Source organism: Exiguobacterium sp. OS-77 (assembly GCF_000414195.2).
Lineage (GTDB): Bacteria > Bacillota > Bacilli > Exiguobacteriales > Exiguobacteriaceae > Exiguobacterium_A > Exiguobacterium_A indicum.
The window spans coordinates 2,098,809-2,111,505 of the sequence record NZ_DF239008.1 but is presented as its reverse complement, the minus strand read 5'-3'; the positions used below and the strand labels follow the sequence as shown (position 1 = coordinate 2,111,505).

Genomic DNA, 12,697 nt, shown 5'->3' with positions numbered 1-12,697 from the left:
TTTTTTAATGAACGGAGGAACAGCAATGAAGATTTTATTCATCGGAGACGTCGTCGGTGCACCCGGTCGACACATCCTGCAACAATTCACAGCACGCCTGAAAGCGAAGTACAACCCGAACGTCATGCTCGTCAACGGCGAAAACGCGGCACACGGACGCGGCATCACGAAGTCGATCTATCATCAATTCCTTGAACTCGGATTCCACGGAATCACGATGGGGAACCACACGTTTGATAACCGCGACATCTTTGACTGGATCGACGACGCGGATCGAATCGTCCGTCCGGCGAACTATCCGGAAGGCACGCCAGGTCGTGGGATGATGATCGTCAAAGCAGGTAATAAAAAGATTGCCGTCATCAACGTCCAAGGAACGGTCTTCTTACCACCACTCGGTGACCCTTTCCGTACCGTCGATGCACTGATTGCCGAAGTCGAAGGAAAAGTTGATGCCATCTTCGTTGATGTCCATGCGGAAGCAACGAGTGAGAAAATTGCGATGGGCTATCACCTCGACGGTCGAGTACAAGCTGTCGTCGGCACACATACGCACGTCCAGACAGCAGATGAGCGTGTCCTTGACGGAGGAACAGCTTACATCACGGATGTCGGGATGACAGGTCCGCTGAACGGCGTGCTCGGAATGCGCCAGGAAGATGTCCTACGAAAATTCAAGACACAGCTCCCAACACGGTTTGAAGTTGCCGAAGGACGGGAACAACTTAATGGAGTCTTGATTCATATCGATGACACAACCAAAAAAGCAACGAAGATTGAACGGATTCATCTGACGGATCAGTCAGTATTCTTCGACTGATTGCCATTTCTGGATGGGGAGGTACACGCATGGACGTCCTGAAAGTATCAGCTAAGTCGAATCCAAACGCGGTAGCAGGTGCACTCGCGGGTGTCATTCGAGAGAGAGGTTCCGTCGAGATTCAGGCCATTGGTGCGGGAGCGCTCAATCAGTCTGTCAAAGCCGTCGCCATCGCACGCGGATTCGTGGCGCCTTCTGGCATCGACTTGATTTGTATCCCAGCCTTCACAGACATTTTGATTGATGGGGAAGAGAGAACCGCCATCAAACTCATCATCGAACCACGATAACGAATTGGACATAGGTCCTATTTGCAAGTAGACCATTTACTCGACTGGAGTAGATGGTCTTTTTGCTGCGCCTTCGAAATTTTCTCACCTTTCCACCGAGGGAGCATTGTACTACTTCCGGTAAATCGGTATCATGAGGGAGGATAGAGAGAACTATCATTTCAGGGGACAGAGAAGGAGCGAACGTCGATGTATAATCAGTTATCATGGAAAGTTGGCGGTCAGCAGGGAGAAGGGATCGAATCAACAGGCGAAATCTTTGCGATTGCCTTGAATCGACTCGGCTATTACCTGTATGGTTACCGTCACTTTTCGTCACGTATCAAGGGAGGACATACGAACAATAAGATTCGTGTCGCGACACAGGAAGTCCGGACGATTTCCGATGATCTCGATATTTTGGTCGCGTTCGATCAAGAGACGATCGATGTTAACTTCCATGAATTGCGTCAAGGTGCCATCATCATCGCGGATGCGAAATTCAATCCGACGAATCCGGACGAAGCACGCGCTTCCTTGTATGCGATTCCATTTACGGAAATTGCAGCTGATCTCGGTACGGCTTTGATGAAGAACATGGTCGCGATCGGTGCATCGAGCGCGATTCTCGGCATTGCACCGGAGCGCTTCCAAGCCGTCGTCGAACAGATTTTCGGTCGAAAAGGTCCAGACATGGTCGAGAAAAATTTAGCGGCAATCCGTGAAGGAGCAGCAGCGTTTGAAGCACTTGCAGGAGAGGGCGAGCGTTTCGTCTTGGAACCGGCTGACGGAAAACAACGGATGTTCATGATCGGAAACGATGCGATCGCCCTTGGTGCAATCGCCGGTGGAGCGCGTCTGATGGCAGCTTACCCGATCACACCATCATCTGAGATCATGGAATACTTAATCAAGAAACTGCCGCAGTTCGGCGGAACGGTCGTCCAGACGGAAGACGAGCTGGCAGCAGTCACGATGGCAATCGGTGCGAACTACGCAGGTGTCCGTGCTTTGACGGCGTCTGCTGGTCCAGGATTGTCATTGATGGCGGAAGCGATCGGATTATCCGGGATGACGGAAACACCGCTCGTCATCGTCGATACACAACGGGGCGGTCCGTCAACCGGTCTACCGACGAAACAGGAACAGTCTGACCTGATGGCGATGATCTACAGCACGCATGGTGAGATTCCAAAGGTCGTTTTGGCACCGTCAACGGTCGAGGAAGCGTTCTACGATGCAGCAGAGGCATTCAACATCGCAGAGGAATACCAGTGTCCTGTCATTCTATTGACGGATTTGATGCTGTCTCTTGGAAAACAATCGGTCGAACCACCGGATATGTCACGCGTTGAGATCCGACGCGGGAAGTTGATCCAGGAAGACTTACCGGAACTTGAAGGAAAAGCGTACTTCAAACGCTACGAAGTGACGGAAGATGGGATCAGTCCACGTGTCATTCCAGGCGTCAAGCACGGAATTCACCACGTAACAGGTGTTGAGCACAATGAGGAAGGACGTCCGTCGGAAGCGACGAAGAACCGAGTCGATCAGATGACGAAGCGACTCCGTAAGCTAAACACGTTCCGCTTACAGGATGCCGTTCTCGTAACGGAGCATCATGCAGAACCGGATATCTTATTCGTCGGTTTCAACTCGACACGTGGAACGATCGAAGAGATCATGCCACGACTCGAAGCACAAGGAATCAAAGTTGATCACTTGCATATCCGTCAAGTCCATCCGTTCCCAAGTGAGCTCGTCACGCCGCACTTAGAGCGGGCAAAACGAGTCATCGTCGTCGAGTACAACGCAACGGGACAACTGGCGAAGCTGATCCAGATGAACTGTGGACATGCATCGAAGATCGAGCATATCCTGAAATTCAATGGCGACCCGTTCTACCCAGCAGAGGTCGTCGAGCAGGTCGTAGGAGGGGTATATCATGGCAACCTTTAAGGATTTTAGAAATGATGTCAAACCAAACTGGTGTCCAGGGTGTGGAGACTTCTCGATTCAAGCAGCGATTCAGCGTGCTGTCGCGAACGTCGGTCTCGAACCAGAAGAGTTGGCATTGATTTCCGGGATCGGCTGTTCTGGTCGGATATCCGGTTATATCAATACGTATGGCTTCCACGGCGTTCATGGACGGTCCCTTCCGATTGCCCAAGGTGTCAAGATGGCGAACCGCGAATTGACTGTCATCGCGTCTGGTGGCGACGGTGATGGATTTGCGATCGGCATGGGACATACGATTCATGCATTCAAGCGCAATGTCGACATGACGTACATCGTCATGGACAATCAAATTTACGGCTTGACGAAAGGGCAGACATCACCCACTTCTGCACCTGGATTCAAGACGAAATCGACGCCAAAAGGGTCGATTGAAAAGAGTGTTTCACCGGTTGAACTCGCCTTGACGGCTGGCGCGACGTTCGTTGCCCAAAGCTTCTCGAATGATTTGAAGGGCTTGACGCAATTGATCGAGCAAGCGACGGCACATAAAGGATTTGCCTTCATCAACGTCTTCAGTCCATGTGTCACGTTCAACAAGGTCAATACGTACGATTGGTTCAAACAGAACTTGACGAAGCTGTCCGATATCGAAGGATACGATCCGTCGAACTTGGATCTTGCGAAACAGACCGTTCATGCTCACGACGGACTCGTCATGGGATTGATCTATCAGGATGAAACACGTCCTGATTACCAGTCACAAATCGATGGGTATCAAGAATCTGGTCTCGCGTATGCGGATCTTGAGCTAAACGAAGAAACATTCGGTAAACTGGCAGCGGAATTCATGTAAGATAGAGGAAAGATGTGTTTGGTTTTTTTGGGGATGCTAAACATTTGGAAGTTCGCCACATATAAATAAACGTGAACTTCCGCGAAGGAGTCGGGGAAAGATGACGAAATTAGTAACGACGGTAGAAGAGACGACAACGACGAAAACGATGCGTGCACTCGTCAAAGAAGAACGTGGGTTCGGTGCGGCACTCAAAGAAGTACCGGTACCCGTACCGAGTCGTGGAGAAGTCTTGATTCGAGTCGAGGCAACATCGATCTGTGGGACGGACGTGCATATCTATGAGTGGGACGCGTGGGCAGCCTCGCGTGTCAATCCGCCGTATGTCTTCGGTCACGAGTTCTCGGGCGAAGTCGTCGAGCTCGGAGAAGGCACGAAACGTTTGAAACTCGGTGACCGTGTCTCGGCGGAGACGCATATCGTCTGTCATCAATGTAAACAGTGTCTTCGTGGTCAATATCACATCTGTAAGAACACGAAGATCATCGGTGTCGATACACAAGGCTGTTTTGCAGAATACGTCGTCATGCCGGAAGAAAACCTCTGGGTCAACCCGGAAGATATGCCAGCAGGGATTGCCTCGATCCAAGAGCCGATGGGCAATGCTGTCCATACGGTTCTTGCGAGTGATGTCAGTGCAAAAACGGTCGCAATCGTCGGTTGTGGTCCGATCGGTCTGATGGCGGTCTCCGTCGCTAAAGCAGCTGGTGCGGCGGAAGTCGTTGCGATCGACGTCAATCCGTATCGTCTCGAACTCGCACGGACGATGGGGGCGGATGTCGTCATTGATTCACGTCATGACGATGTGTTAGAGCGGATCGAGCGCATGACGGACGGCGACGGGATTGATGTCGTCTGTGAGATGAGTGGTCATCCGGTTGCGATTCGTCAAGCCTTCGAGATGGTGACAGCAGGTGGAGACGTCAACATCCTCAGTCTGCCGGTCAAACCGGTTGAAATCGATTTGACGAACCACGTCGTCTTCAAAGGTGTCCGGGTCCAAGGGATCACCGGTCGGAAGATGTATGAGACATGGAGCCAGGTTTCTGCTTTCTTATCGAGCGGAAAAGTCGATGTCCGACCGTTAATCACACACACGTTGCCGCTCGAGCGGTTCGAAGAAGGATTTGAATTGATGCGTCAAGGGAAATGCGGGAAAGTCGTATTACAACCAAGGGGGACGAATTAATGGGATTTGAACACTTACGGACAGAACTAGAAGAGATGAAACAGGCGGGCACGTTCCGCAACCTCGTAGCACTTGAGAGCGCGCAACATAACCGCGTGACGATCGACGGGAAGGAACTCATTCAACTGTCGTCGAACAACTACCTCGGACTCGCAGCACATCCACGTCTCGCTGAACAAGCTGCGGAAGCAGCGCGCACGTTCGGTGCTGGAACAGGGTCAGTTCGGACGATTGCCGGAACACTCGAGATGCACCAAGCATTCGAACGGGAACTTGCGACATTCAAGCATACGGAAGCAGCACTCGTCTTCCAGTCGGGATTCGCAACGAATCTCGGTGTCTTATCGGCACTGCTCGGTCCGGAAGACGTCGTCATCTCGGATGAGTTGAACCACGCTTCGATCATCGATGGGATTCGTCTGACGAAAGCGAAACGCCGAATCTATAAACACGTCGACTTGGCTGATCTTGAAGCGGCCTTACAAGAAACGCAAGACGCGCGGACGCGCCTTATCGTCACGGACGGTGTCTTCTCGATGGACGGAAACATCGCACCACTTCCGGAAATCGTTGAATTAGCCGAGCGATATGACGCACTCGTCATGGTCGATGATGCCCATGCGTCAGGTGTGCTTGGGGAAGCGGGACGCGGTACGGTCAATCACTTCGGTCTTGACGGACGTGTTGCCCTGCAAGTTGGTACGCTCTCAAAAGCCATCGGTGTCCTCGGGGGATACGTCGCTTGTGAACAGCACGTCAAAGATTACCTGATCCATAAAGGACGTCCGTTCTTGTTCTCGACATCACATCCACCAGCAGTCGTCGAAGCGAACCGGGAAGCGCTCCGTGTCATGGAGGAAGAGACGGAACTCTTCGATCGTCTGTGGGAAAACACGGAATTCTTTAAACAAGGACTCCGGGATCTTGGATTCGACATCGGAACGTCGACGACGCCGATCACACCTGTCATCGTCGGGGATGAAGCACGTTGCCACGAGTTGTCGGACCGCTTACGTCAAGAAGGTGTCTTTGCTCAAGGCATCGCCTTCCCGACGGTTGCAAAAGGAAAAGCACGTGTCCGGACGATCGTGACGGCGGAACATACGCGTGAAGATTTAACGACGGCGCTTGCAGCTTTCGAAAAAGTCGGTCGTGAATTAAACTTGATCGGTTGATATCGATCACGGACGAAATGCGTCCGCATACTTTCAGGCAGCGGATCAGCGATCCGCTGCCTGAAGTGCGTCACGGGCGAAAGAATCAACGTCGACCGTTTTTACTTTTGCAAGATAGGGAATAACAGATGAGGAAAGGATGTGACCTAATGAGTACGAAGAAGAAAGGGATTTTGCTCTCATTTTTGATGCTGACGCTGCTCCTTGGGGGTTGTATTCGCATCCAATATGATGCGACGATCCATACCAATCAAAGTGTCACCTTAAAGACGACATATGCCGCAAAGGAACACCCAGTGGCGCGTTTACTGAACCTAAATCCGAATTGGAATAGTTATGTCAAACAGGCAGAAAAGAACGGCTATGCAGCGAAGACGTTCAAGACGAAGGATGACTATGAAGGGATCCGGATGCAGAAGACATTCGCGAACTTCAAGGACATGACATCGATCAAGGACGAATGGAAGACAGGTATCGGTGGGATTCTCATTCCACCTGATACGAAGTTCGACATGAAAAAATCGGATGGTTTTTGGTTTGATACGTATCGACTGGATACGAACATCGATCTCAGTATCGATCGTTTGAATATCAAAGGCTATCAACCGACAGGACAGGTCAAGAAACTCGCCGATCGGTATATCCGTCAAGCCGATATTGAGATCAAGCTCCACGGTCCGAAAGTCATTGGTCTCCAAAATGGAGAAAAGATCGACTGGTCGAATTACCATGATGTGTCATGGAAATTATACGGAACGAAAGCCAACCAGCTACAGTTGATTGCGTATGTACCGAATCCGACAGGTTGGATCATTACCGGTATCGTGTTATTAATCGGTGTCGGATTATTCCTCTACTGGGTCTTTCACCGTGTCCGTCGTTTGCGCCGGCAACAGTTGAAGACGATCAGCATCTCGCTCCTCGTCTGTTTGATCGTCGGGGGAGGAGCGTGGTGGGTGTTCGCGGAAGATACGTCAAGTGCGCCGCCACCAACGCGTCAGATCGTCACGCAAGGAAAGAGTGAAATCGTGCCGACGTTCCTCGTCCACGGGTTATTCGGAACGGAGCGGACGTTCGTGCCGATGATTCAAAACTTCACGAATAAAAAAGTCGCCGATGATGGTGGTCGATGTGACGTGACTCGTTCCGGAAAAGCAACCTGTAGCGTCAAACCCTCGCCGACGGGCTATCCACTTGTCCGAATCGTCTTCGCAGATGATGAGGCAAGTCTTGCCAATCAGCAAAAGTGGTTGAATGCAGCGATTGCAGCTTACGATGCGAAACAAAAAGCGACCTTTGCCGATATTCAGCTCGTTGGGCACAGCATGGGTGGTGTCGATGTCGTCGCCTACACGGTCCAAGAGGAGATGCCGTATCACGTCCGGAAAGTCGTGACGCTCGACTCACCGATCGCCGGTTCGGATTACGCGAAACTCGGATTGACACTTGCGCCACTTGGCACGAATACGAACAGTCCTGCGATACGCGATCTTGCGAAGGGCTCACCAGCGATGAACAATCTGACCCAAAGGCTTGAGACGTGGCCACGCGACGTACTCGTCTATTCGTTTGGTGCCAAAGGAGGCGACTTCAATCTGATTTCGTTAAATAGTTCGTTTGCACTCGAGAACTACACGGATAACATCCAGACGAAATCCTATAAGTATGATCACTTCACGATTCATCGCCGGGAGCCGGTCTTCCGCGAAATCCGCAATTTCCTGTTTAAAGAAAATCGAGTCACGGAGGAGGAACCATCATGAAACAGGTCGCCATCGTCGGCGGAGGAATTGCCGGTCTAACGGCTGCGGCATTGATCGCACAAGAAGGACATGCCGTCACGGTACTTGAAGGAAGCCGTGAATGGGGAGGGTCAGCCGGGAAGTTCACACGCCGGGACTTGACGTATCCCGTTGGAGCGACCCTTGGGATGGGATTTGAACCGGGTGGCATTCATGCTCGTGTGCTCGATCATCTCGGAGTGACGCACCAAGTCGAGCCACTCGACGTCGTCATGACGATTCGCATCGAAGGACGATTGATTCATTATTATCAAAATCGTGATGCGTTTCTAACCGAATTGACCTCACATTTTCCGGAGCAGGCATCGTCGATTCGGGCATTCTTTGCTGAAATCGAGCAGATACACGAGGCAATTCGTCCACTGATGGCAGAACTGCCGGCATTGCCACTTCAAGATTTAGCCGACGTCCGGCGGTTAGTTCGTCACACGAAAAGTGTCGTCCTCTTACCATATTTTCCGCTGACGATTGGTCATCTGTTACGCAAACATCGACTAACGGATACGCTGTTCGCACAAGTGATCGACGGGATCCTACTCGACAGCATGCAGACAGGGCAGGAAGCATCAGCTTTACTAGGAGCCGTCGCCTTATCGATTTACCACGAGGGTGCTTATTATGTACCGGGTGGATTATACCGACTGGCCGAGCAATTGAAAGAGACAGCAGAGGCGAGCGGGGCGACCTGTCTCCTTGGGCGAAAAGTCACGTCGATTCGTAAGACACCGGATGGTTTCTTGATCGAGGATCGTCGCGGGCGCTTGACGCTTGCAGATGCGGTCATCTGTGCGGTTCCGCTTGAAGGCATCCGGGAAGTCGTCAGCGCGGATATGCGACGAACGTTACGACGGACGTACCAGCGACAGGAAAAGCTACAGCAATGGGCGACCTTTACGTATTATGCGGCGATACCGGAGTCGATCATTTTGTCTGATGAAGCATTCCGGCAAGTCCATGATCCGTCCCTACCTTCAGGTCATGCCTTCATCTCCCTCTCCCGTCCGGACGACCGATTACGTGCACCAGTCGGTCAACGGACGCTGACGATGTCATGTCATGTTCCGATTGGTACGTTCGCTACGACGAACCGGAAACGCTACGACGAACAAGTCGAGAAGATGTCGGCAATCTTCGAAGCCATTCTTGAACAACAGTTTCCTGGCTTCGTGCAACAGGCGATCGAACGTCATCCGGGTGGACCCGGTGCGTGGGTTCGCTATACGTTCCGTCCGGACGGTGGAGTCGGGGGATATCCGCAACGTCCGAGTACGAGTCTCTTGTTCGCAGCGCCGTTTCGAACAGGCATCAATCACTTCTTTGCGATCGGCGACACGATCTTTCCGGGTGCCGGGACGATCGGGGCGACGACGTCTGCGATTCATGTTGCCCGACAGTTTGATGTCAGATTATGAGAAATCATCGTAAAATGATGAAAGAAGCGACGCATCTGTCGCTTTTTTCATATTTGAGGATTATGATGAGGAAGAGTCGGGAACATGATATCCATGAACAGAAAGAGAGAAGGAGTGAAGAACCATGGAGACATTCGAGCAAAAATGTCAGTCGTTCATTCAGGAACGACGACCTGAAGTCGGTCCGATTCAATTCGAGTCGGCGCGTACGTTTCTCAATGCACGCGGTTTAAGTGTCTACGAACGGATTTATCAAGGGAAAGAAGAAGTCCGATTAGCATTCGTCGAGCAGACGAATGGTCAACAACTCGTTTCATTGATGGAAAATACATTCGGCAACGGACTGGTCTATTTTGTCTCAACGGCAACCGCGACATGGGATGGCGACCGTTTTGGTGAATACACGTTTTAAGTACATAGGGAGTCCCAGTCGATGACTGGGGCTCTTTCGTGTCGAAACCTAATCCTTGTCTCGTTCGTAAGGTAGATAAGTGACTCAGTTGAAGGAGGAAACGATGTGTCATCACTTGAACAACCTAAAACATCGACACGGCGGCTTGCGACCGTCTCGTTGATTTTCATGGCGGTCGGATTCGTCGTCTCATTGCCATTTAAAGAAAATGCGTGGGTCTTTTGGCTCCAGAGTGGTTTTGAAGCCGGACTCGTCGGTGGGATTGCCGACTGGTTCGCGATCACGGCATTGTTTCGCCATCCGCTCGGCTTAAAGATTCCCCATACGAACCTGTTGCCGAAAAATCGGGAACGGGTCATCGAATCAATCGTTCATATGCTCGAGACGGACTTGCTCAATAAAGAGAGTATCGTCGCGAAGCTCCAGCATATGACGCTCGCAGACCGTGTCATCAAAATCTTACGTTCGATTCTCGTTCTGCCTGCTTTTCGAGCGACCGTTACCGAACTATTGGTCGGTCTGATCCGGAAATTACCGAAAGAGGCGATTCTTGAGTTTGCGAATACACGGGTGACGGAGACGATCAAAGCGTATCCGTCAAAACGGCTGGCGGTACGGGCGATGGAGTTAAATGAGGAACGTCGACTCGACGAGTGGCTGATGGATCAGTTACTCGGTTATGGGCAACGTCTGCTCGAAGACCCCGTCATCCGAGACCAGATTGGGCGCCTTGCCTATACGGCGATGATCGACCAAGAAAAGAATACGTTCTTGCGGGTGACGGCGCGAACCGTCCAAAAAGTCTATTCAGAAGAAAAACTCAGTCTTGTCATTCAAGGTGTCTTGTTGACGGTCATTCAAGATATGCGACACGTCCATCACCCGAATCGTTTAGCGATTCTTGATCATCTGCGTCGTAATCTGGCACAGTTATCGATTGATGAAGAGCGTCTAGCAAAAATCGATGCTTGGAAGGCAAGCGAGGTCGACCGGTTTGACTTCGTTCCGGTCATTGAACGCGCGTATGATGCTGGTTTGATCGAACTCGAACGCTACTTGACGTCAGATGCCTTCTGGACGGAACGGGCGATGCCGATGCTTTCGCGCGCTTTAGACGACTGGGAACAGCATCCGACGTTCAAAGATAGCAGTGATCAATGGATGAAGGAGCAACTCGTTCGTTTCGTCGAACAAAATCACCAAAAAATCGGTGGACTCGTCCGCGAGAACTTAAACCGGTTCGATACGGAGACACTGATTCATATGATCGAGGATAAGGTCGGCAGTGACTTGCAATGGATTCGGGTCAACGGGGCATTGTGTGGATTCATCATCGGTTTGATTCTCGGTGCGATCAAGGTGTTCGTCGGATGAGCCGGTGGACGCATGATGTGACGTTGTCGGAAGCATTTGATTTTAAAGGAATCGTATCTCGTTTGACGGAAGACCCGTTACAAATCGAACAGGATGGGCGACTCGTCGTTCCGATCTTCATCAACGATCAGGCATACATCACGACGATGGAAGCCATCGATGGTTACACGTTACGGATTGACGGTTCAGGACCGCAAACAGCGGTGCTGACGCAACTCAATCGACGCTTTCGACTCAATGAGCCAAATCCTGCGCAGCGTCTCAAGGCGACGTCGTTACACGCGATCGTCGAACGGTTCGGCGATGAACGACTCGTGCTTGATCATTCACCGTTCACGGCCTTGATTCGCTCGATCATTCATCAACAGATCAATCTCTCATTTGCCCATACGTTGACGGAACGTGTCTTTCGAACATTCGGAACGGTCAAGGACGGGATCATCCTTCCGCCGACACCGCGTCAATTAGCAACTGCGCGTCGCGAAGACTTGCTTGCTCTGCAACTATCAGGACGTAAAGTCGATTATCTGCTTGGCGTAGCGACAGCAACGATTGATTATGATGCATTGACGTCAGCTGATGATGCAGAAATCGCTGAGACGTTGATTGCACTGAAAGGCGTCGGACCATGGACGGTCCAAAACGTCCTGATGTTCGGATACGGTCGTCCGGACCTTTTTCCGGCATCGGACATCGGGATATTACGGGCTTTCGAACGGTTGCTCGGTTACCGACCGACGGTGGAAGAAGCGACGCGACTGGCGGAGGAATTTGCCCCTGTCCGTAGTCACGCCGCCTATCTATTATGGCGTTCGATTGAATAAGGAACTATTCTTGTCACTCTATCGCGAGAACGGTATAATGAATGCGACAGAACGAGGAATCGTTCAGAATGCTAAGGGAAGCGACGTGTTCGCTAACGATAGAGGGGACGAATGTGGATGTATACAGATGAACAAATCATCGAAAAAGCCAATGAAATCGCCAAAATGATTTCAGAGACACCGGAAGTAGAACGATTTAAAGCGGCAGAAGCCAACATCAATGGGAATGAAAAAGTCCAAAAGATGATGAAACAAATCAAGTTCCTTCAAAAAGAGGCAGTCAACTGCCAACATTACGGCAAAACAGAAGCACTCGCACGTGTCGAAGCGAAGCTCGATAAATTGTTCGCTGAGCTCGATGAGATGCCTGTCGTCCAACAGTTCCAAGAAACACAAGAAGAAGTCAACGGACTTCTCCAATACATCACGGTGACGATCTCGAACGGGATTACGGATCAAATCATCGAAGCGACGGACGGAGATGTTCTCGCTGGTAAGACAGGTAGCGGCATGGAAGCAGAAAACAAAAGCGGCGGTTGCGGCTACTAATCACGAAATGAACGAAAAGCCGACGGACATCCGTCGGCTTTTTCTACGAATGAGGTGGA

General features: G+C 51.1%; 12 protein-coding genes. All 12 read left to right on the top strand.

Annotated elements, in window-relative coordinates; genetic code table 11:
- Window positions 1-25 precede the first annotated feature (25 nt).
- The 12 genes from EXG77_RS10890 to EXG77_RS10835 all read left to right on the top strand — a co-directional run bounded on the left by EXG77_RS10890 (window position 26) and on the right by EXG77_RS10835 (window position 12,638).
- A complete protein-coding gene (locus EXG77_RS10890; protein WP_023467704.1) occupies window positions 26-820 on the top strand; it encodes a TIGR00282 family metallophosphoesterase in 795 nt (264 codons plus the stop codon).
- A gap of 29 nt (window positions 821-849) precedes the next feature.
- Entirely contained in the window at window positions 850-1,110 is a 261-nt protein-coding gene (locus tag EXG77_RS10885) for a stage V sporulation protein S (RefSeq protein WP_023467705.1), read from the top strand.
- 189 nt (window positions 1,111-1,299) lie between these two features.
- On the top strand, window positions 1,300-3,048 hold the full coding sequence (locus EXG77_RS10880; RefSeq protein ID WP_035398188.1) for a 2-oxoacid:acceptor oxidoreductase subunit alpha: 1,749 nt from the start codon (window positions 1,300-1,302) through the stop codon (window positions 3,046-3,048).
- The gene (locus EXG77_RS10875) at window positions 3,035-3,901 is read left to right on the top strand and encodes a 2-oxoacid:ferredoxin oxidoreductase subunit beta (RefSeq protein WP_023467707.1); all 867 of its coding nucleotides are present in this window, start codon (window positions 3,035-3,037) and stop codon (window positions 3,899-3,901) included. Before EXG77_RS10880 ends, EXG77_RS10875 begins: the two co-directional genes overlap by 14 nt.
- A 100-nt stretch (window positions 3,902-4,001) precedes the next feature.
- Window positions 4,002-5,090: an L-threonine 3-dehydrogenase gene (gene tdh / locus EXG77_RS10870; RefSeq protein ID WP_023467708.1), complete on the top strand. Its 1,089-nt coding sequence runs from the start codon at window positions 4,002-4,004 to the stop codon at window positions 5,088-5,090.
- Window positions 5,090-6,265: a glycine C-acetyltransferase gene (locus EXG77_RS10865; RefSeq protein WP_035398186.1), complete on the top strand. Its 1,176-nt coding sequence runs from the start codon at window positions 5,090-5,092 to the stop codon at window positions 6,263-6,265. Before tdh ends, EXG77_RS10865 begins: the two co-directional genes overlap by 1 nt.
- A gap of 149 nt (window positions 6,266-6,414) precedes the next feature.
- A complete protein-coding gene (locus tag EXG77_RS10860) occupies window positions 6,415-8,028 on the top strand; it encodes an alpha/beta hydrolase (protein ID WP_035398184.1) in 1,614 nt (537 codons plus the stop codon).
- On the top strand, window positions 8,025-9,479 hold the full coding sequence (locus EXG77_RS10855) for an NAD(P)/FAD-dependent oxidoreductase (RefSeq protein ID WP_052017179.1): 1,455 nt from the start codon (window positions 8,025-8,027) through the stop codon (window positions 9,477-9,479). Before EXG77_RS10860 ends, EXG77_RS10855 begins: the two co-directional genes overlap by 4 nt.
- A gap of 124 nt (window positions 9,480-9,603) precedes the next feature.
- Window positions 9,604-9,891, top strand: coding sequence for a hypothetical protein (locus EXG77_RS10850; protein WP_029341204.1), 288 nt, complete (start codon window positions 9,604-9,606; stop codon window positions 9,889-9,891).
- Window positions 9,892-9,996: 105 nt separating this feature from the next.
- Window positions 9,997-11,265, top strand: coding sequence for a DUF445 domain-containing protein (locus EXG77_RS10845; protein ID WP_035398181.1), 1,269 nt, complete (start codon window positions 9,997-9,999; stop codon window positions 11,263-11,265).
- A complete protein-coding gene (locus tag EXG77_RS10840) occupies window positions 11,262-12,089 on the top strand; it encodes a DNA-3-methyladenine glycosylase (RefSeq protein WP_023467713.1) in 828 nt (275 codons plus the stop codon). The genes EXG77_RS10845 and EXG77_RS10840 overlap by 4 nt, the downstream gene beginning before the upstream one ends.
- 111 nt (window positions 12,090-12,200) lie before the next feature.
- Window positions 12,201-12,638, top strand: coding sequence for a RicAFT regulatory complex protein RicA family protein (locus EXG77_RS10835; protein ID WP_023467714.1), 438 nt, complete (start codon window positions 12,201-12,203; stop codon window positions 12,636-12,638).
- Window positions 12,639-12,697 lie beyond the last annotated feature (59 nt).